The organism is Mycobacterium sp. E136 (assembly GCF_001666865.1).
Classification (GTDB): Bacteria; Actinomycetota; Actinomycetes; order Mycobacteriales; family Mycobacteriaceae; genus Mycobacterium.
The window spans coordinates 1-20,498 of sequence record NZ_LZJE01000170.1 but is presented as its reverse complement, the minus strand read 5'-3'; the positions used below and the strand labels follow the sequence as shown (position 1 = coordinate 20,498).

Genomic DNA, 20,498 nt, shown 5'->3' with positions numbered 1-20,498 from the left:
TCAGGCTACCGACCGGCGGCAACTTCGTGCCGGTGCTGTCAGGTCCAATCGCTAGGCTGACCCGCACGGCGGGGCGTCACATTCGGTGGAGGTAAGGCATGTCGGCTCGACTGCTCGATGCCCCCACGCTGCGGAAGTGGTCGCACACCGCGGTCGGTGACCTCATCACCCACACCGACGAGATCAACCGGCTCAATGTGTTCCCGGTCGCCGACGCCGATACCGGCACGAACATGCTGTTCACCATGCGTTCGGCCTGGGCGCAGGCCGACGCGCTGCCCCACACCGACGACGTCGCCGAGGTCGCGGAAGCGCTGGCGCGCGGGGCCTTGCACGGGGCGCGGGGAAATTCCGGCGTGATCCTGTCCCAGATCCTGCGGGCGGTGGCCGAGGTCACCGCGGAGGCGGTTTCGGACCGTGGGAGCGGGCTGGTCGCCGTGGACGGGCCGTTGTTCGCCGCTGCGCTGCGCCACGCCGTGGTGCTGGTGATCCGCTCGATGGGAGAGGCCGTGCCCGGCACCATCGTCACGGTGCTCCAGGACGCGGCTGAGGCCGCCGAACTGGCCTGCGCCGAGCGCGCCGGGCTGCCCGACGTCGTGTGCAGGGCCGCGGATGCGGCAGCGCAGTCGCTCGACCGGACCACCGGCCAACTCGACGTGCTGGCCCGCGCGGGCGTGGTGGACGCGGGCGGCCGCGGGTTGCTGGTACTGCTGGACGCGATGAGCACGACGCTGACGGACCGCGCAGTGCGCAGGACGCCGTACGCCCCGGCGCCACCGCTGCATGCCGACGCCGGCGGGGCGCACGTCGTCAAGGCTCCGCAGTTCGAGGTGATGTACCTGCTGAGCGGATGCGATCCGGCGGGAGTGGAGCGACTCCGCGCCGACCTGGACGCCCTCGGCGATTCGGTGGCGATCGCCGCCGCGTCGGAGGGCGGCGGCCACTACTCCGTGCACGTGCACGCCGACGATGCGGGCGCCGCCGTCGAGGCCGGCCTCGCCGTGGGGGTGCCCAGCCGCATTCAGATCACGGCGCTCACCGGCACCGCCGGTGCGCGTCCCGCGGGCGGATGGTCGCGAGGCCGCACCGTGCTCGCCGTCGTCGACGGACAGGGCGCCGAGGAGTTGTTCGCCGGTGAAGGCGCACACGTGCTGCGGATCGACGGGGAGGCGCCGGTCAGCGCCAAACAGCTGCTGCACGCGCTCGTCAACGCCGACGCCGGCCAGGCGATGATCCTGCCGAACGGATACGTCGCCGCCGAAGAACTGGTCGCCGGGTGCACGGCGGCGATGGGCTGGGGCATCGACGTCGTGCCGGTTCCCGCGGCGTCCATGGTGCAGGGTCTGGCGGCGCTGGCGGTCCACGACGAGTCGAGGCAGGCCGTCGACGACGGATACACCATGGCCCGGGCGGCCGCCGGTGCCCGCCACGGGTCGGTGCGGGTCGCCACCGAGGAGGCGCTCACCTGGGCGGGCATGTGCAAGCCGGGCAACGGCCTCGGCATCTCGGGCGACGAGGTGCTGGTCGTGGGTGACGACCTCGTCGCCGCGGGCGCGGGCCTGATCGATCTGCTGCTGTCCGCAGGCGGCGAACTCGTGACCGTCCTCACCGGTGCCGGAGTCGACGACGGCGTCGCCGCCGCACTCGGCGAGCATGTGCACGAACGCCACCTCGGCGCCGAACTGGTCACCTACCACACCGGCCACCGCGGCGACGCTCTGCTGATCGGGGTGGAGTAGCCGTGGCGACGCTGCACGACCGCCTCGACTTCGTGCTCGGCAAGAAGGCCGCGGATCCGCTCGCCGAGTACTTCGGCTTCCACACCGTCAACGACCTGCTGCGTCACTACCCCCGCAAGTACAGCGACGAGATGACGACCGTCAACGAGGGCGAGGAACTCGAAGAGGGCGTCCATGTCACGTTCGTCGACACGATCTCCAAAGCCGAAGTGCGGTACACGAACCGGCAGCCGCGGCGCGAGTATCTGGTCGTCACGCTCGGGAACCGCAGGCCGAAGGTGACCGCGACGTTCTTCAACGTCAAGTTCCTCAAGAAGCAGTTGGTCGAGGGTGCGAAGGTGATGCTCTCGGGGGAGGTCGGCTACTTCAAGGGCACGATGCAGCTGACCCATCCGGCGTTTCTCGTACTGCACGAGAGCGGCAACGTGCGCGGGTCCAAGTCGCTGCGCGCCATCGCGGAGGCGTCCGGGGCGACCGGTGAGGACCTGCTGGCGGCGTTCGAACGCGACTTCTTCCCGATCTATCCGGCCAACAAGAAGGTGCAGACCTGGGAGATCTACGCCTGCGTGCGTCAGGTGCTCGACGTCTTAGACCCTGTCCCCGAATCCCTTCCGGAATCCTTTCTGCGACAACATAATCTGATCACCGAAGACCAAGCGCTGCGGGCCATCCACACCGCCGAGAGATCCGCTGACCGCGATGCCGCCGTCGCTCGCCTGACGTACGACGAGGCCATCGGGCTGCAGTGGGCACTGGTCGGCCGACGCCACGGTGAGCTCAGCGAATCCGGTCCGGCCGCCCCTCGCCGCGACGACGGGCTCGTCGCCGCCATGCACCGACAGATGCCGTTCGAGTTGACCGGCGGCCAGCAGGATGTGCTCGACGTGATCTCGGGCGAACTCTCGGGAACCCGGCCGATGAACCGCATGCTGCAGGGCGAGGTCGGCTCGGGTAAGACCATCGTCTCGGTGCTGGCGATGCTGCAGATGGTCGACGCCGGTTATCAGTGTGCGCTGCTCGCCCCCACGGAAGTCCTTGCCGCACAGCATGCCCGGTCGATCCGCGCCGTACTCGGTCCGTTGGCGATGGCGGGCCAACTCGGTGGCGTGGAGAACGCCACGCGCATCGCGCTCTTGACCGGATCGATGTCGGCGCAACAGAAGCGTGCGGTGCGCGACGAAGTCGCAGGCGGCGAGGCGGGCATCGTCATCGGCACGCACGCCCTACTGCAGGACGCCGTCGAGTTCCACCGCCTCGGCATGGTTGTCGTCGACGAACAGCACCGCTTCGGGGTGGAGCAGCGGGATCGCCTGCGCGGCAAGGCCCCCGAGGGCATCACTCCGCATCTGCTGGTGATGACGGCCACCCCGATCCCACGCACCGTCGCGTTGACCTACTACGGCGATCTGGAGACCTCGACGCTGCGCGAGCTGCCGCGGGGCAGGCAGCCGATCACCACCAACACCGTCTTCCTCAGCGAACACCCGCGCTGGCTGGACCGGGTCTGGCAACGCATCACCGAAGAGGTGCGCGAGGGTCGGCAGGCGTACGTGGTGGCCTCGCGGATCGACGAAAGCGACAAGACCGCCAACGACAAAGAGGGTGGCCCGCCACCAATCACGGTCGTCGAGCTGTTCGACCGGCTGCGCCGCGGTCCGCTCTCGGGTCTGCGGCTCGGGCTCATGCACGGCCGGCTGCCCGCCGACGAGAAGGACGCCGTGATGGCCGCGTTCCGCTCCGCAGAGATCGACGTGCTGGTGTGCACGACGGTCATCGAGGTCGGGGTGGACGTGCCGAATGCGACGGTGATGGTCGTGGTGGACGCCGACCGTTTCGGTATCAGCCAGCTGCACCAGTTGCGCGGACGGATCGGTCGCGGAGCGCACCCCAGCTTGTGTCTGCTCGTCACCAAGCTGCCGCAGGGGAGCAAGGCCGGCGCCCGGCTTTCCGCCGTCGCGTCGACGTTGGACGGCTTCGCGCTCGCCGACCTGGACCTGCGCGAGCGCCAGGAGGGAGATGTGCTGGGCTACAACCAGTCCGGCCGCGCGATCACGCTGCGCTTCCTGTCTCTGCAGGAGCACCTCGACATCATCGAGACCGCCCGCGACTTCTGCGCCCGCTTGTACGAGCGAGACCCCGCGAATCCGGGGATGGCCGCGCTGGCCGGGCCGTTCGTCGACACCGACCGCGTTGAGTTCCTGGACAAGGCATGAACCGCAAGCATCTGTGGTGGCTGACCGCGATCGTCGCGCTCGCGGTGATCGTCGCCGTACAGGCGGTCAACTCGGCGGGGGAGCGCGCACACTTCATCGCGCGGGCCGACATTCCGACCGTCGCGCCAGGCGTCGACGTCCTCGCCGGGGTGCCCGTCATCCCGTTGCGGATCCGCGGATACGACTACCGCAGAGCGGCCTTCGGGGACAGTTGGACCGACGACAACGTGGCACCGGCAGGGCATAACGGCTGCGACACCCGCAACGACATCCTCAACCGCGACCTCGACGACAAGACGTTCGTGTCGATCAAGCGCTGCCCCAACGCCGTTGCGACCGGAGTCCTGCACGACCCGTACACCAACGCCGTCGTCGCCTTCACCCGCGGCGAGAAGACCGGGGCGGCGGTGCAGATCGACCATATCGTCCCGCTGGCGCTCGCGTGGGACCTGGGCGCGCGTGGCTGGCCCGAGGGCCTGCGGGTCCGGTTCGCCAACGACCCGGCGAATCTGATCGCGGTCGCGGGAAACGCCAACCAGGACAAGGGGGATCACGAGCCCGCGAACTGGATGCCGCCCAACGCGGCGTTCCACTGCCAGTACGCGATTCAGTTCATCGCGGTGCTGCGCGGCTACGGGCTGCCGATCGACGCTCCGTCGGCCGGCGTGCTGCGCAACGCCGCGGCCACCTGCCCGACGGGCTGAAAGCCTAGGTGCCGGTGTAGGTTTCCGGGTCCGGGCGGAACCGCTTGCCCTCATCGAGCCCGTTGAGCGAGCCCATCTCGTCGTCGGTGAGCTCGAAGTCGAACACCTCGAGATTCGAGGCGATCCGCTCCGCCTTCGACGACCGGGCGATGACCGCGTTGCCGAGCTGCAGGCTCCACCGGATCAACACCTGCGCGGGAGTCTTGCCGTGTGCCTGCGCCACCGACGTGACCGCCTCGTTCTCGAGCAGGTGCCCGACGCCCAATGGTCCGTAGGCCTGGGTGACGATGCCGTAGCCGGCGTTGACCTCGCGCAGCTCGGCCTGGTTGAGCAGGGGGTGCAGCTCGAGCTGGTTGACCGCCGGGGTGAAGAACGACAGGTCGATGACGTCGGAGAGGTGCTCGGCGTGGAAGTTGGCGACGCCGATCGACTTGGTGTCACCGACCTCCTTGCGCTTCATCAACCCGCCCCAGCTGTCGACGTACTTGCCCTGTTCGCCGGCGGGCCAGTGGATCAGGTACAGGTCGACGTAGTCCAGGCCGAGCCTTCCCAGGCTGGCCTTGAGCGCGTCCTGTGACGACTGGAAACCGAGGTCGGAGGTGGCCAGCTTGGTGGTGACGAAGATCTCGTCACGTGGGACCCCGGACGACTTGATGGCCCGACCGACGGCTTCCTCGTTGCCGTAGGCCGCGGCGGTGTCGATCAGCCGGTACCCGGCCGACAGCGCCGCCAGCACCGCCTCCTCGGTCTCGGACTCCGACAGCTCGCCGACGCCGAGACCGAACACCGGCATCGTGTGATCGTCGTTGAGCGTGACTGTCGGAACCGCACCCGATTCGGTCATTTCACCTATCCCGTGAATTCGAAGGTCCGTGGATCGGGGCCCAACCGAGTGCCGTCGCCGAGCTCGGACACGGACGCCATGTCCTGTTCGCTCAGTTCGAAATCGAACACGTCGAAATTGCTCACGATTCTCTCGGGGGTCACCGACTTCGGGATGACTATATTGCCGAGCTGCATATGCCACCTAATCAACACCTGGGCCGGCGTCTTGCCGTGTTTGTCGGCGACCGAGACGACGGTGTGGTTCTTCAGCAGTGACCCCTGGCCCAGCGGGCTCCACGCCTCGGTGGCGATGCCCATCTGGGCGTGCACCTCGCGCAGCTCCTCCTGCTGCAGCAGCGGATGCAGTTCGATCTGGTTGACCGTGGGCACGATTCCCGTCGCGTCGACGAGTTCGCGCAGGTGTTCGGGCTCGAAGTTGCTCACCCCGATCGACCGGATGCGACCCTGCTCGCGCAGGTGCGCGAACGCCTTGAACGTCTCGACGAACGCGCCCTTGGCCGGCATCGGCCAGTGGATGAGGTAGAGGTCCAGGTAATCGAGCCCGAGCCGCTTCATGCTCTTGTCGAAGGCGGTGAGCGTGCTGTCGTACCCCTGGTCGGCGTTCCACAGCTTGGTGGTGATGAACACGTCGTCGCGCGGTACGCCCGACTTCTCGAGCGCCTGACCCACCTCGCGCTCGTTCTGGTACGCGGCGGCGGTGTCGATGTGCCGGTAGCCGGCCTCGAGGGCGGTCGCGACCGCGCGTTCGGTGTCCTCGGGCGGGGTCTGCCAAACACCGAGCCCAACCTGAGGTATCGAATTACCGTCGTTCAACGTGATCGAGGGAGATGCCATGACTTCGAGTCTGCCAGGCGAGGCGGAACCCGTCGTACCGCCGAAGCGGGCGAAGGTTTCGATGGTCAAGGCCGGCGGCGTGACATCGCGGGCGTTTCCGCGGATACCGGACGTCGTGAAGCGGCTGCTGCTGGGCCGTCGTTCCGTTGTCATCGACGGCAACACCCTCGACACGACCATGCAGCTGATGCTCGCCGGCCAGAAGACGGTCGGCATCGGCGGGCTGATGCTGAGTCCCGACGACGCCGAGGCGCGGGCGCTGCTGGGGATGCTGGCGGCGGCCTTCAAACAGAACATCCCGGTCACGTCGGTGACGAGCCTGACGATCCCGGGTCCCGACGGCCGAATCCCCGCGCGCCACTACCGCCCCTCCGAGGGCGACGGAGAACCGCTGCTGGTCTTCTATCACGGCGGCGGACAAGTCGTCGGCGACCTCGACACGCACGACGATTTGTGTCGGCTGATCTGCCGCCAGGGCCGCATGCACGTGCTGTCGGTCGACTATCGGTTGGCGCCCGAACACCCGGCGCCGGCGGGCAACGAGGACGCATTCGCCGCGTTCGGATGGGCATGCGAGCACGCCGCCGAACTGGGCGCAGACCCCGACCGCGTCGCCGTCGGCGGCGATAGTGCGGGCGGCAACCAGGCCACGCTGGTCGCGCACCGCGCCCGCGCCGAGGGACCGCAGCCCGCGCTGCAGTTCCTGCTGTATCCGGTGGTCAACTACCGCGACGAAACCCGGTCGCAGGCATTGTTCGACGAGGGGTTCTTCCTCTCCCGGAACGACCTGCGTTGGTGTCGCGCCAAGTACCTCAGCGGCGGGATCGATCCTGGCGACCCACGGGTGTCGCCGCTGCTCGCCGACGACCTGTCGGGCTTGGCGCCGACGCTGATCGTGACCGCCGGTTTCGACCCACTGCGCGACGAAGGCAGGCAATACGCCGACGCCCTGCGGGCGGCCGGGGTGCGCGTTGACCACCGGGAGTTCGGCTCGTTGATCCACGGCTTCGCGAACTTCTTCCCGTTCGGCGGCGACAGCGCCACCGCCGTGGCGGAGGTGATTTCCGCATTGCGGGCGCATCTCGCCCGCGGCTGACGGGGCGGAGAAATCGCGCCGGTACTCTTACCGGCGTGGCCTCGAAACCCAAGAAGACCCCGCGCTACGACCTGAAGGCGGCCGACCGCAGACGCAACCGGGCCGTGCAGATCGGCCTGACGTCCGTCGTCGTCATCTTCGCCGTCGCGCTGGTGCTCTACATCGTGATGACCAAAGAGGACAAACCCGGCGAGGGCGAGACCCGGGCGGTTCGTGTGGCGTCGAGCAACCTGATCACCAAAGAGGGCACATCCGAGCCCAAGGCGGTGCTGTCGCTGTACGAGGACTTCCTGTGCCCCGCGTGCGGCAACTTCGAGAAGCAGTTCGGCCCCACGGTCAACAAGCTGATCGACACCGGTGCGGTGGCCGCCGACTACAACATGGTCTCGATCCTGGACCGCGCGGGACAGGGGTATTCGACCCGCGCGGCGAACGCCGGCTACTGCGTGGCCGAGGCCGACACCGACGCCTTCCGGCGCTTCCACGCCGCGCTGTTCGCCCAGCAGCCCGAAGAGGGCGTCGGCCCGTTCCCCGACAACGCCCGGCTCATCGAGGTCGCCCGCCAGGCGGGGGTCACGGGTGATGTCCCGAACTGCATCAACGGCGGCCGGTTCAACGACATGGTCAAGGGGCTGGCGAAGGCGAGCGGCGTGAACTCGACGCCGACGATCCGGATCAACGGCAACGACTACTCGCCGTCGACACCGGACGCGCTGATCGCTGAGATCAAGAAGATCGTCGGCGATGTGCCCGGGCTGGACGCCGGGGCGCCGCCGCCCAACGCCGACCCGACCCCGCCGCCGAGGCCGTGACGGTCGCCGCGCCCGGCGCCGTCTCGCCGGCCGATCCCGCGGCCGAGCCGCCGACGGGGGTGCCGGTGGGTCGGCCGAGCGCGGTCTGGATCCTCATCGCCGGTGTGCTGGGACTGGCCGCCGCGATGGCGCTCACGGTCGAGAAGATCGAGCTGCTGATCGATCCGGAGTACGTGCCGTCGTGCAGCCTGAACCCCGTGCTGTCCTGCGGTTCGGTGATGGTCACACCGCAGGCGTCGGCGTTCGGTTTCCCGAACTCCCTGATCGGCATCGTCTCGTTCACGATCGTCGTGGTGACCGGAGTGCTGGCGCTCGCGCGGGTGGAACTGCCGCGCTGGTATTGGGCGGGTCTGGCCACCGGCACGCTGCTGGGCGCAGCGTTCGTGCACTGGCTGATCTTCCAGAGCCTCTACCGCATCGGTGCGCTGTGCCCGTACTGCATGGTCGTGTGGGCGGTGACGATCCCGCTGCTGGTGGTCGTCGCGGTCATCGCGCTGGCGCCCCAGCACGGCAACGTCGTGGCGCGGGTGGTGCACACCTGGCGGTGGTCGCTTGTCGCGTTGTGGTTCACCGGCCTGATCCTGCTGATCCTCGTGCGCTTCTGGAGCTACTGGTCCACGCTGGTCTGATCCGGCCCCAGAGTTAAGGTAGCCCGTGATTTCTAAGGTCCTGGTCGCCAATCGCGGCGAGATCGCGATCCGCGCTTTCCGCGCCGCGTACGAGATGGGGATCGACACCGTCGCGGTGTACCCCTACGAGGACCGCAACAGCGTGCACCGGCTGAAGGCCGACGAGTCCTACCAGATCGGCGAGACCGGTCATCCCGTCCGGGCGTACCTGTCGGTCGACGAGATCATCCGGGTGGCCCGGCATGCCGGCGCCGACGCGGTGTATCCGGGATATGGCTTCCTGTCGGAGAATCCGGCGTTGGCGGCGGCGTGCGCGGAGGCCGGCATCACGTTCGTGGGGCCCAGCGCGGAAGTGCTCGAGTTGACGGGCAACAAGTCCCGCGCGATCGAGGCCGCCCGCGCGGCGGGGCTTCCGGTGCTGAACTCGTCGCCTCCTTCGGCGTCGGCCGAGGAGCTGTTGGCCGCCGCGGAGAACCTGGAGTTCCCGTTGTTCGTCAAGGCCGTGTCCGGCGGCGGCGGTCGGGGGATGCGACGGGTAACCGACATCGACGCGTTACCCGATGCGATCGACGCCGCGGCGCGCGAAGCGGAGTCCGCGTTCGGCGATCCGACGCTGTACCTCGAGCAGGCGGTGCTCAACCCCCGCCATATCGAGGTGCAGATCCTCGCCGATACCCACGGCAACGTGATGCACCTGTTCGAGCGCGACTGCAGCGTGCAGCGCAGGCACCAGAAGGTCATCGAGCTGGCGCCGGCGCCGAACCTGTCTGACGAACTGCGGCAAGGGATCTGCGCCGACGCGGTGGCGTTCGCCAAGGAGATCGATTACACGTTCGCCGGCACTGTCGAGTTCCTGCTCGACGAGCGCGGTCACTACGTGTTCATCGAGTGCAATCCGCGCATCCAGGTCGAGCACACCGTCACCGAGGAGATCACCGACGTCGACCTGGTGTCGAGCCAGTTGCGCATCGCCGACGGCGAGACCCTCGAGAGCCTCGAATTGAGCCAGGACGCGCTGCCCGCGCCGCGGGGTTTCGCGATGCAGTGCCGGATCACCACCGAGGATCCGGCCAACGGGTTCCGCCCCGACACAGGCCGCATCACCGGGTACCGCACGCCGGGCGGGGCGGGCATCCGGCTGGACGGCGGCACGCATCTGGGCGCCGAGATCAGCGCGCACTTCGACTCGATGCTGGTGAAACTGACCTGCCGGGGCCGCGACTTCGGTGCCGCGGTGGCGCGGGCGCGACGTGCGTTGGCGGAGTTCCGGATTCGTGGAGTGTCGACGAACATCCCGTTCCTGCAGGCCGTGGTGAACGACGCGGACTTCCGCGCCGGGCGGATCAGCACGTCGTTCATCGACGAGCGCCCGTATCTGCTGACCGCCCGAACACCGGCCGACCGCGGCACCAAGATCCTCAACTACCTGGCCGACGTGACGGTCAACCAGCCGCACGGCCCGCGCACCGCGTCGGTGTACCCGCACGACAAACTGCCCGGCATCGACCTCGACGCCGCGGCGCCCGACGGCAGCAAGCAGCGGCTGACCGAGCTGGGCCCCGAGGGGTTCGCCCGGTGGCTGCGCGACTCGAAACCGTTGGGCGTCACCGATACGACGTTCCGCGATGCCCATCAGTCGCTGCTGGCCACCCGGGTGCGGACCAACGGGCTGCTGATGGTGGCGCCCTACATCGCGCGCATGACGCCGCAGCTGCTCTCGCTCGAATGCTGGGGTGGTGCGACTTACGATGTGGCGCTTCGGTTTCTGAAGGAAGACCCGTGGGAGCGGCTGGCCGCGCTGCGCGAGACCGTACCCAACATCTGCCTGCAGATGCTGCTGCGTGGGCGTAACACCGTCGGGTACACGCCGTATCCGGAGATCGTCACCGACGCGTTCGTCGCCGAGGCGACGGCGACGGGCATTGACATCTTCCGCATCTTCGATGCGCTCAACAACGTCGAGTCGATGCGCCCCGCGATCGACGCCGTGCGCGAAACCGGTACGGCGGTGGCCGAAGTCGCGATGAGCTACACCGGCGACCTGTCGGATCCGGGGGAGAACCTCTACACGCTGGACTACTACCTCAAGCTCGCCGAGCAGATCGTCGACGCCGGCGCTCACGTGCTGGCGATCAAGGACATGGCCGGGCTGCTGCGCCCGCAGGCCGCGCACACCCTGATCGGCGCGCTGCGCAGCCGCTTCGACCTGCCGGTGCACGTGCACACCCACGACACCCCCGGCGGACAGTTGGCGACGTACCTGGCGGCCTGGCAGGCGGGTGCGAGCGCGGTCGACGGCGCGGCCGCGCCGCTGGCCGGCACCACCAGCCAGCCTGCGCTGAGTTCGATCGTCGCCGCGACCGCGCACACCGAGTACGACACCGGGCTTTCGCTGCAGGCGGTCTGCGACCTCGAGCCGTACTGGGAGGCGCTGCGAAAGGTGTACGCGCCGTTCGAGTCTGGTCTTCCGGCGCCGACGGGGCGGGTGTATCACCACGAGATCCCCGGTGGTCAGCTGTCGAACCTGCGCCAGCAGGCCATCGCGCTGGGGTTCGGTGACCGCTTCGAGGAGATCGAGGCCAACTACGCCGCCGCCGACCGGGTCCTGGGGCGGCTGGTGAAGGTGACCCCGTCGTCGAAGGTGGTCGGCGACCTCGCGCTCGCGCTTGTCGGTGCCGGCATCAGCGCCGACGAATTCGCCTCGGACCCGGCGCGTCTCGACATTCCCGATTCGGTGATCGGGTTCCTGCGCGGCGAGCTCGGCGATCCGCCGGGCGGATGGCCGGAACCCCTGCGCACCAAGGCGTTGGCCGGCCGCGCCCCGGCCAAATCGCAGGAGGAACTCAGCGAAGAGGACGAAGCGCTGCTCGCGCAGGCCGGACCGAAGCGACAGGCCGCGCTGAACCGGCTGCTGTTCCCCGGGCCGACAAAGGAACTCGAGGCCCACCGCGAGCAGTACGGCGACACGTCGAGCCTGTCGGCCAACCAGTTCTTCTACGGGCTGCGCAGCGGCGAGGAGCACCGGGTCAAACTGGAACGCGGGGTCGAACTGCTAATCGGGCTCGAGGCCATCTCCGATCCCGACGAGCGCGGCATGCGTACGGTGATGTGCATCCTCAACGGCCAGTTGCGGCCCGTTCTGGTGCGTGACCGCAACGTCGCCAGCGACATTCCCACCGCCGAGAAGGCGGACAAGGCCAATCCCGACCACATCGCGGCGCCCTTCGCCGGGGTGGTCAGCGTCGGAGTCGCCGTCGACGACGAGGTCGAGGCCGGCCAGACGGTGGCCACGATCGAGGCCATGAAGATGGAGGCCGCCATCACCGCGCCGAAGGCGGGCAAGGTGAGTCGGGTCGCGGTATCCGAGACCGCACAGGTCGAAGGCGGCGATCTGCTGGTGGTGGTCAGCTGACCCGCATCATCGCCGGCGCGCTGGGCGGTCGACGAATCACCGTGCCGCAACAGCGATCCGGGTCTGGAACCCGTCCCACGACCGACCGGGTGCGCGAAGCGTTGTTCAACGTGCTGGCCGCGCGCGTCGACCTGAGCGGGGCCGCGGTGCTCGACCTCTACGCCGGATCGGGTGCACTCGGGCTCGAGGCGCTCTCCCGCGGTGCGGCGCAGGCGACGTTCGTCGAGTCCGACCGGCGCGCCGCGGCCGTCATCGCCGACAACGTCGCGGCGCTCGGTGTCACCGGGGCGACCGTGCGGCGCGGGGCGGTGGCCGCGGTGCTGGCCGCGGACGCCCCGCGGCGGGTCGACCTGGTGCTGGCCGATCCGCCGTACGACGTCGCCGCCGAAGAGGTCGAGTCGGTGCTGAGGCTGCTCGCCGAACGCGGTTGGGCCGGAGCGGGAACGGTCGTCGTGGTGGAACGGGCGGCGAACGGGCCGCCGTTGGCGTGGCCGCCGGGCTGGCGGGAGTGGCCGTCACGCACATACGGCGACACCCGCCTGGAGCTTGCCGAAGCGCCCGAGCGGCCCTGCTAGCGTCATCGCTCATGAGCGGCGCGGTATGCCCAGGATCCTTCGACCCGGTCACGCTCGGGCACGTCGACATCTTCGAGCGCGCCGCCGCGCAGTTCGACGAGCTGATCGTCGCGGTTCTGGTCAACCCGAACAAGAAGGGCATGTTCACCCTCGAAGAGCGCATCGCGATGATCGAGGAGTCCGCCGCCCACCTGCCGAACCTGCGCGTCGAGTCGGGTCAGGGCCTGGTGGTGGATTTCGTCAGGCAGCGCGGTATGACCGCGATCGTCAAGGGCCTGCGCACCGGGACCGACTTCGAATACGAACTGCAGATGGCGCAGATGAACAAGCACATCGCCGGCGTCGACACCTTCTTCGTGGCCACCACACCGCGCTATTCGTTCGTGTCCTCGTCGCTGGCCAAGGAGGTCGCGTCGATGGGCGGCGACGTCTCCGACCTGCTGCCCGCCGCGGTCAACACGCGCGTGCAGGCCAAGCTGCGTCAGGGTTAGCCCCCTTTCGGCAGGGGTAGTCAAAGGGCAGCGCACAGCCCATTCGCGCACCCACCACTACCGAAAATGCAGGGAGTTTCTGCCATGGCTGAAACATTCGTCCAAAACACCGATGACGTCGTGAAGTTCCTGACCGACCAGCACAACCTGATCAAGGATTTGTTCGAAGAAGTGCTGAGCGCCTCAGAGACGGAGGCCCGTGAGAAGGCGTTCGCCGATCTGCGTCAACTGCTCGCCGTGCACGAGACCGCCGAGGAGATGGTGGTCCATCCGCGCGCCCGCAAGGAGGTCGCCGATGGTGAGGCGATCGTCGACGCCCGCCTCAAGGAGGAACACGAGGCCAAGGAGTTTCTGTCGAAGCTCGAGACGATGGACATCGGGTCGAAGGAGTTCATCGACGAGCTCACGAAGTTCCGCGACGACGTGGTCGAGCACGCCGAGCACGAGGAGCGCGAGGAGTTCAGCCACCTCCAGAAGAACCTCGACGGCGACGACCTCAAGCGGATGGCGGGCGCCGTGCAGGCCGCCGAGGCGATCGCGCCGACGCATCCGCATGCCGGCGTCGAGTCGGCCAAAGCCAACTTCGCGCTGGGCCCGTTCGCGTCGATGCTCGACCGCGCGCGCGACCTCATCGGCGCCGCGGTGAAGTAACCGCAACCCCTTCTGCAGCCGAACGTGAGCTTGTGTCCGGAATCTCGGACACAAGCTCACGTTCGGCGTCGACGTCGGCAGCGCATCACCGGGTTGACATAATGCGGACAGCAATTCAGTCAGCAGTTGCGGCCTGGGAAGGGGAGAGACTCAGCAATCCGTGAATTTCGGACGTCCGGGGCGACACACCGGGCGGGAAACTGAGTCACAGGGGTAACACCAGGCACACTAGTAACTGTCAACTTCGCCTGGAGGGTGTTGCCGTGTACCGAGTTTTTGAGGCGCTCGATGAACTGAGCGCAATCGTGGAAGAAGCCCGCGGCGTGCCGATGACGGCAGGCTGCGTCGTGCCCCGCGGCGATGTCCTCGAGTTGATCGACGACATCAAGGACGCCATCCCCGGTGAGCTCGACGACGCCCAGGATGTGCTCGACGCGCGCGACGGGATGTTGCGCGAGGCCAAGGAGCACTCCGACCAGATGGTGTCGACGGCCACGGCCGAGGCCGACTCCGTCCTCAACCACGCCCGCGCCGAGGCCGATCGGCTGCTCGCCGATGCGAAGGCCCAGGCCGATCGGATGGTGTCCGAGGCCCGCCAGCACAGCGAGCGGATGGTCGGCGAGGCCCGCGAGGAGGCCAATCGCGTCGCCGCCACCGCCAAGCGCGAGTACGAGGCCAGCACCGGACGGGCCAAAACCGAGGCTGATCGGCTCATCGAGAGCGGCAACCTCGCCTACGAGAAGGCCGTGCAGGAAGGCATTAAGGAGCAGCAGCGCCTGGTGTCGCAGACCGAGATCGTGCAGACCGCGACCGCAGAGGCGACCCGGTTGATCGACTCGGCGCACGCCGAGGCCGACCGGTTGCGCGGCGAATGCGACATCTACGTCGACAGCAAGCTCGCCGAATTCGAGGACTTCCTCAACGGCACGCTGCGCTCGGTCGGACGCGGTCGCCACCAGCTTCGGACCGCCGCGGGCACGCACGACTACGCGGCGCGCTAGCTCCGGAGGTCGCCGAAAAACCTCGCCGTAAAATGGGTGATTATGGCGACGCATGCCAAAGCGGCGACGCATCGCGCGTCACAATCGCCGCTTGTGATCAACATTTCCCGGCTGGGGAGACGGCCCGGCTCGATGATGGCCGTCTCCGAGACGGTGCCCAGCCCGACGCGGATCGGCCTCGACCTGATCGGCATCGACGAGGGCGCGCCGCTCGCGCTCGACCTGCGGGTCGAGTCGGTGTCGGAGGGCGTGCTCGTCAGCGGGACGGTGTCGGCGCCGACGTCGGGTGACTGCGCCCGCTGCCTGACCCCGGTCACCGGCGACGTCGAGATCGACCTCACCGAGCTGTTCGCCTATCCCGACAGCGCCACCGACGAGACCACCGAGGCCGACGAGGTCGGGCGCGTGGTGGACGACACCGTCGACCTCGAGCAGCCGATCATCGACGCCGTGGGGTTGGCGCTGCCGTTCGCCCCGCTGTGCGGTCCGGACTGCGCCGGCCTGTGTCCCGACTGCGGCGTGGCGCTGGCCACCGCCGAACCCGGCCACCACCACGAGCAGCTCGATCCGCGCTGGGCCAAGCTGGCGGGCATGTTCGACACAGTCGGCGGAGCCGACGATCCCACTGAGGACACGCGTGACTGACCGCGCCGCGCTGCTGGCGGCGCTGGGCGTCGACCTGCCCGACGAACTGCTCACCATGGCGCTCACTCATCGCAGCTACTCCTACGAGAACGGCGGCCTGCCGACCAACGAGCGACTGGAGTTTCTCGGCGACGCCGTGCTCGGGTTGACCATCACCGAGGAGCTCTACCACCGCCATCCGGAGCGGTCCGAGGGTGATCTGGCCAAGCTGCGCGCCAGCATCGTCAACACCCAGGCGCTCGCCGACGTCGGTCGCCACTTGACCGACGTCGGGCTCGGTGCCTACCTGTTGCTCGGTAAGGGCGAGTTGAACTCCGGTGGCGCCGACAAGGCCAGCATCCTCGCCGACGGGGTGGAATCCCTCTTGGGTGCAGTCTATTTGGAACACGGCAACGCGGTCGTCCGCGAGGTGATCCTGCGCCTGTTCCGCCAGCTCTTGGACACGGCGCCGACGCTGGGGGCCGGGCTGGACTGGAAGAGCAGCCTGCAGGAGCTGACCGCATCGCGGGGCTTGGGTGCGCCGGCCTACGTCGTCACGTCGACGGGGCCCGACCACGACAAGGAATTCACCGCAACGGTCGTCGTCACCGACACCGAGTACGGCACCGGGGTCGGACGCACCAAGAAGGAGGCCGAACTCAAGGCGGCCGCGGCGGCGTGGAATGCGTTGTCCGCCACCGAGGTAGATGCCTGAGCTTCCCGAGGTCGAGGTCGTCCGGCGCGGGTTGCACGCGCACGTCGTCGACAAGACCATCACCGCTGTGCGCGTGCATCATCCGCGCGCGGTGCGCAGGCACGAGGCGGGGCCGGCGGATCTGACCGCACGGCTGCTCGACAGCACGATCACCGGTACCGGGCGGCGGGGTAAGTACCTGTGGCTGACGCTGGACGACGGCTCGGCGCTCGTGGTGCATCTGGGGATGAGCGGACAGATGCTGCTCGGGCCGCTGCCGCGGGAGAACCACCTGCGCATCGCCGCGCTGCTCGACGATGGCACGGCGTTGAGCTTCGTCGACCAACGCACGTTCGGCGGGTGGATGCTCACGGACATGGTCACCGTCGAGGGAACCGATGTCCCGGTGCCCGTCGCACACCTTGCGCGTGATCCGCTCGACCCGCGCTTCGACCGCGACGGTGTCGTGAAGGTGTTGCGCGGCAAGCACTCTGAGATCAAACGCCAGCTCCTCGATCAGACCGTCGTCTCGGGCATCGGCAACATCTACGCCGATGAGGCGCTGTGGCGGGCCAAGGTCAACGGCGCCCGGCCGGCGTCGTCACTGACGAGGGTGAAGCTCGCCGAACTGCTCGACGCGGCCGCCGAGGTGATGCGGGAGGCGCTCGATCAGGGTGGGACGTCGTTCGACTCGTTGTATGTCAACGTCAACGGCGAGTCGGGCTACTTCGACCGGTCGCTGGACGCCTACGGCCGCGAAGGCGAGCCGTGCCGGCGCTGCGGGGCGATCATACGGCGGGAGAAGTTCATGAACCGTTCGTCGTTCTACTGCCCGAAATGCCAACCGCGGCCGAGGGTGCGACGAACCGCGCCGAGACCGACGTAATGGTCGATTGCACGCGCCCTTTTCCGCCAATACGTCGGTCTGGGCGAAGATGGGGCCATGACCGAACTCTGGGTTGAGCGCACGGGGGAGCGCCGCTACGTCGGCCGCAGCTCGCGCGGTGCGGAGGTGCTCGTCGGCAGCGAAGACGTCGAGGGCGTCTTCACGCCAGGCGAGCTGCTGAAGATCGCACTCGCGGCGTGCAGCGGGATGGCCAGCGACGCGCCGCTGCGGCGACGGCTAGGCGACGACTACCGCACGACGATCCGCGTCTGCGGGCCGGCCGACCGCGAGCAGGAGCGTTACCCGCTGCTCGAGGAACGCATGGAACTTGACCTGTCCGGCCTGTCGGAACAGGAGATTGCGCGGGTACTCACGGTGGTCGAGCGCGCGATCGACCAGGTCTGCACGGTGGGCCGCACCCTCAAGTTCGGGACCAAAGTGACGTTTGAGGTACATGATGCAGGAGTTAGCTGAGGTACGACTGACCGCGTGGGTGCACGGGCATGTGCAGGGCGTCGGATTCCGGTGGTGGACCCGCGCCCGCGCACTCGAACTGGGGCTGACCGGATTCGCCGCGAACAAGCCCGACGGCCGGGTTCAGGTGGTCGCCCAGGGCCCCTGCGAGTCCTGCCAGCGGCTACTTGACCTGCTGCAAAGCGGTGAAACGCCGGGTCGCGTCGACAACGTCGTCGCCGACTTCACAGAACCTCGCGACTCGCTACAAGGGTTCACCGAGCGATAGCCGTCGCGGCGGTAGTGTGGCACGTCGTGCACCTCAAGAGTCTGACCCTGAAGGGCTTCAAGTCGTTTGCTTCGCCGACGGCTCTGCGCTTCGAGCCAGGCATCACCTGCGTGGTCGGACCCAACGGCTCGGGTAAGTCGAACGTGGTCGACGCGCTCACCTGGGTGATGGGGGAGCAGGGCGCCAAGACGTTGCGCGGCGGCAAGATGGAAGACGTCATCTTCGCGGGCACATCGTCGCGGCCGCCGCTGGGCCGCGCCGAGGTCACCGTGACGATCGACAACTCCGACAATTCGCTGCCGATCGAATACTCCGAGGTGTCGATCACCCGGCGGATGTTCCGCGACGGCGGCAGCGAGTACGAGATCAACGGCAGCAGTTGCCGGTTGATGGACGTCCAGGAACTGCTGTCCGATTCCGGTATCGGCCGCGAGATGCACGTCATCGTCGGCCAGGGCAAGCTCTCCGAGATCCTCGAATCGCGGCCCGAGGACAGGCGCGCTTTCATCGAGGAGGCTGCCGGCGTCCTCAAACACCGCAAGCGCAAGGAGAAGGCGGTCCGCAAACTCGACGCGATGTCCGCCAACCTCAACCGGTTGACCGACCTGACCACCGAACTGCGCCGTCAGCTCAAACCGCTCGGGCGCCAGGCCGAGATGGCCCGTCGCGCGCAGACCATCCAGGCCGATCTGCGCGACGCCCGGCTGCGCCTGGCCGCCGACGACCTCGTCACCCGCCGCGCCGAGTTCGATAACACCAATCAGGCGGAGACGACGCTGCGACGTGAGCACGACGAGATCGCCGCCCGGCTGGAGGCCAAGACCGCCGAACTCGCGGCTCACGAGGCGGCCGTCGGGGGCCTGAGCGAACGCGCTGACGCCGCTCAGCAGACGTGGTTCGCGCTGTCGGCGCTCGCCGAACGCGTCAGCGCGACGGTGCGCATCGCCAGCGAGCGCGCCCAGCATCTCGACACCGAGCCGGAGGCGTCGACGGGACCGGATCCCGACGCGCTGGAAGCCCAGGCCGACGAGGTCGCCGAGCGGGAGCGCCAGCTGCTCGCCGAGCTGACCGAGTCCCGCGGCAAGCTCGAGGCGGCCCGCGCGGAACTCGCCGACCGCGAGCGCATCGCCGCCGAGGCCGAACGCGCGCACATGGCGGCCGCGCGCGCCGAGGCCGACCGTCGTGAGGGCCTGGCCCGGTTGGCCGGCCAGGTCGACACCATGCGCACCCGGGTGGAGTCGATCGACGAGACCGTCGCCCGGCTCACCGGCACCATCGACGAGGCCGGCATCCGGGCGCAGCAGACGCAGGCCGAGTTCGAGACCGTCCAGAGCCGGGTCGGCGAACTCGACGCCGGCGAGGTCGGTCTCGACGAACACCACGACCGCACCGTCGCCGCGCTGCGCCTCGCCGACGAACGCGTCGCCGAACTGCAGGCCGCCGAGCGCGGCGCCGAACGTCAGGTCGCCTCGCTGCGCGCCCGTATCGAGGCGTTGTCAGTCGGTCTGGACCGCAAGGACGGCGCGGCCTGGCTGCAGAAGAACCGCGGCGGGGCAGGGCTTCTCGGGTCGATCGCCAACCTGCTGAAGGTGCGCAACGGCTACGAGGTGGCCGTCGCGGCCGTGCTCGGCGCCGCGGCCGATGCGGTCGCCGCCGAAAGCCCCGGCGCGGCACGCGATGCGGTCGCCGCGCTCAAGGAGTCCGACGGCGGCCGGGCCGCGATCGTGCTCAGCGACTGGCCGAATCACGAAGCGGCACAGGCGCAGTCGTTGCCCGAGGGCGCGGTGCGTGCGGTGGACATGGTCGAAGCGCCGCCGCGGCTGCAAGGTGCTGTGCGGGCGATGCTGTCCGACGTCGTGGTGGTGTCGGATCTGGCCGCCGCGCTCGATCTGGTCGCGTCCCGTCCGTCGTTGCGGGCGGTCACCACCGACGGTGACCTCGTGGGCGCGGGTTGGGTCAGCGGCGGGTCCGATCGCAAACCCAGCACGCTGGAGATCGCGTCCGAGGTCGAGAAGGCCCGCGCCGAGCTCGCCGAGGCCGAGAGGCAGGTCGGCGAGCTGTCGGCGGCGCTGTCCGGGGCGCTGGCCGAACAAGCGAGCCGTCAGGACGCCGCGGAGCAGGCGCTTGCGGCGCTCAACGAATCCGACGCCGCGATCTCGGCGATCTACGAGCAGCTGGGCCGGCTCGGTCAGGATGCGCGTGCCGCCGACGACGAGTGGCAACGGCTGATCCAGCAGCGAAATGAGCTCGAAGCCAACCGCTCCCGCACCGTCGACGAACTCGCCCAGCTCGAGCAGCGACTGCACAACGCGCAGCAGGAACCGACGTTCGAGGCCGAGCCCGTCAACCGCCAGGAGACGACGGCCGCGGCGGAGGCGGCGCGCGCCGCCGAGGTGGAGGCCCGACTGGAGGTGCGCACCGCCGAGGAGCGCGCGAACGCCGTTCGCGGCAGGGCGGATTCGCTGCGCCGGGCCGCCGCGGCCGAACGTGAGGCCAGGCTGCGTGCCAAGCGTGCCCGCGAGGCGCGTCAGCACGCCGCGGCGGTGGCC

Annotated in this window: 19 protein-coding genes; 17 read left to right on the top strand and 2 right to left on the bottom strand. The window is 68.8% G+C overall.

The genetic code is table 11. The annotated features are described in order from the left end of the window. The first annotated feature begins 98 nt into the window (after nt 1-98). Genes A5698_RS11150 through A5698_RS11140 form a run of 3 tightly spaced genes read left to right on the top strand, consistent with a single transcriptional unit; the run spans nt 99 to nt 4,656 of the window. Nucleotides 99-1,739 carry a DAK2 domain-containing protein gene (locus A5698_RS11150; protein ID WP_068296448.1) on the top strand — a complete coding sequence of 547 codons (1,641 nt, stop codon included), beginning with the start codon at nt 99-101 and terminating at the stop codon, nt 1,737-1,739. 2 nt (nt 1,740-1,741) lie between these two features. Next, nucleotides 1,742-3,952, top strand: a complete 2,211-nt coding sequence (gene recG / locus A5698_RS11145) for an ATP-dependent DNA helicase RecG (protein ID WP_068296446.1) — start codon at nt 1,742-1,744, stop codon at nt 3,950-3,952. After that, entirely contained in the window at nt 3,949-4,656 is a 708-nt protein-coding gene (locus A5698_RS11140) for an HNH endonuclease family protein (protein WP_068296443.1), read from the top strand. The genes recG and A5698_RS11140 overlap by 4 nt, the downstream gene beginning before the upstream one ends. 4 nt (nt 4,657-4,660) lie before the next feature. Here A5698_RS11140 and A5698_RS11135 read toward each other — a convergent pair whose 3' ends face one another. After that, nucleotides 4,661-5,500, bottom strand: a complete 840-nt coding sequence (locus A5698_RS11135; protein ID WP_068296440.1) for an aldo/keto reductase — start codon at nt 5,498-5,500, stop codon at nt 4,661-4,663. 5 nt (nt 5,501-5,505) lie between these two features. Beyond that, the gene (locus A5698_RS11130; protein ID WP_068296437.1) at nt 5,506-6,336 is read right to left on the bottom strand and encodes an aldo/keto reductase; all 831 of its coding nucleotides are present in this window, start codon (nt 6,334-6,336) and stop codon (nt 5,506-5,508) included. On the opposite strand from A5698_RS11130, the gene A5698_RS11125 reads away from it, so the two are divergent. The 14 genes from A5698_RS11125 to smc form a co-directional block, all read left to right on the top strand. Next, nucleotides 6,335-7,432, top strand: a complete 1,098-nt coding sequence (locus A5698_RS11125; RefSeq protein WP_084792391.1) for an alpha/beta hydrolase — start codon at nt 6,335-6,337, stop codon at nt 7,430-7,432. The genes A5698_RS11130 and A5698_RS11125 overlap by 2 nt on opposite strands. 35 nt (nt 7,433-7,467) lie before the next feature. After that, entirely contained in the window at nt 7,468-8,244 is a 777-nt protein-coding gene (locus tag A5698_RS11120) for a DsbA family protein (RefSeq protein WP_067092162.1), read from the top strand. Beyond that, a complete protein-coding gene (locus A5698_RS11115) occupies nt 8,241-8,873 on the top strand; it encodes a vitamin K epoxide reductase family protein (RefSeq protein WP_068296435.1) in 633 nt (210 codons plus the stop codon). The genes A5698_RS11120 and A5698_RS11115 overlap by 4 nt, the downstream gene beginning before the upstream one ends. Nucleotides 8,874-8,898: 25 nt before the next feature. Beyond that, nucleotides 8,899-12,285: a pyruvate carboxylase gene (locus A5698_RS11110; RefSeq protein WP_068296427.1), complete on the top strand. Its 3,387-nt coding sequence runs from the start codon at nt 8,899-8,901 to the stop codon at nt 12,283-12,285. Beyond that, nucleotides 12,282-12,860, top strand: coding sequence for a 16S rRNA (guanine(966)-N(2))-methyltransferase RsmD (gene rsmD, locus A5698_RS11105; RefSeq protein ID WP_068296426.1), 579 nt, complete (start codon nt 12,282-12,284; stop codon nt 12,858-12,860). The genes A5698_RS11110 and rsmD overlap by 4 nt, the downstream gene beginning before the upstream one ends. An 11-nt stretch (nt 12,861-12,871) precedes the next feature. After that, entirely contained in the window at nt 12,872-13,351 is a 480-nt protein-coding gene (coaD, locus tag A5698_RS11100; protein ID WP_067092154.1) for a pantetheine-phosphate adenylyltransferase, read from the top strand. A gap of 84 nt (nt 13,352-13,435) precedes the next feature. Further along, entirely contained in the window at nt 13,436-14,002 is a 567-nt protein-coding gene (locus tag A5698_RS11095) for a hemerythrin domain-containing protein (protein ID WP_068296425.1), read from the top strand. A gap of 263 nt (nt 14,003-14,265) precedes the next feature. Beyond that, entirely contained in the window at nt 14,266-15,003 is a 738-nt protein-coding gene (gene sepIVA / locus A5698_RS11090) for a cell division protein SepIVA (RefSeq protein ID WP_067092150.1), read from the top strand. A 42-nt stretch (nt 15,004-15,045) separates the two neighbouring features. Beyond that, nucleotides 15,046-15,648 carry a YceD family protein gene (locus A5698_RS11085; RefSeq protein WP_068296422.1) on the top strand — a complete coding sequence of 201 codons (603 nt, stop codon included), beginning with the start codon at nt 15,046-15,048 and terminating at the stop codon, nt 15,646-15,648. Then, nucleotides 15,641-16,342, top strand: coding sequence for a ribonuclease III (rnc, locus tag A5698_RS11080; protein WP_068296419.1), 702 nt, complete (start codon nt 15,641-15,643; stop codon nt 16,340-16,342). Before A5698_RS11085 ends, rnc begins: the two co-directional genes overlap by 8 nt. Beyond that, on the top strand, nt 16,335-17,207 hold the full coding sequence (gene mutM / locus A5698_RS11075; RefSeq protein WP_068296416.1) for a bifunctional DNA-formamidopyrimidine glycosylase/DNA-(apurinic or apyrimidinic site) lyase: 873 nt from the start codon (nt 16,335-16,337) through the stop codon (nt 17,205-17,207). Before rnc ends, mutM begins: the two co-directional genes overlap by 8 nt. A 57-nt stretch (nt 17,208-17,264) precedes the next feature. Then, entirely contained in the window at nt 17,265-17,681 is a 417-nt protein-coding gene (locus tag A5698_RS11070; RefSeq protein WP_068296413.1) for an OsmC family protein, read from the top strand. Next, the gene (locus tag A5698_RS11065) at nt 17,665-17,949 is read left to right on the top strand and encodes an acylphosphatase (protein WP_068296535.1); all 285 of its coding nucleotides are present in this window, start codon (nt 17,665-17,667) and stop codon (nt 17,947-17,949) included. Before A5698_RS11070 ends, A5698_RS11065 begins: the two co-directional genes overlap by 17 nt. 26 nt (nt 17,950-17,975) lie before the next feature. Next, nucleotides 17,976-20,498, top strand: a 2,523-nt coding sequence (gene smc / locus A5698_RS11060; protein WP_197506743.1) for a chromosome segregation protein SMC, incomplete at its 3' end; no start/stop codon positions are given.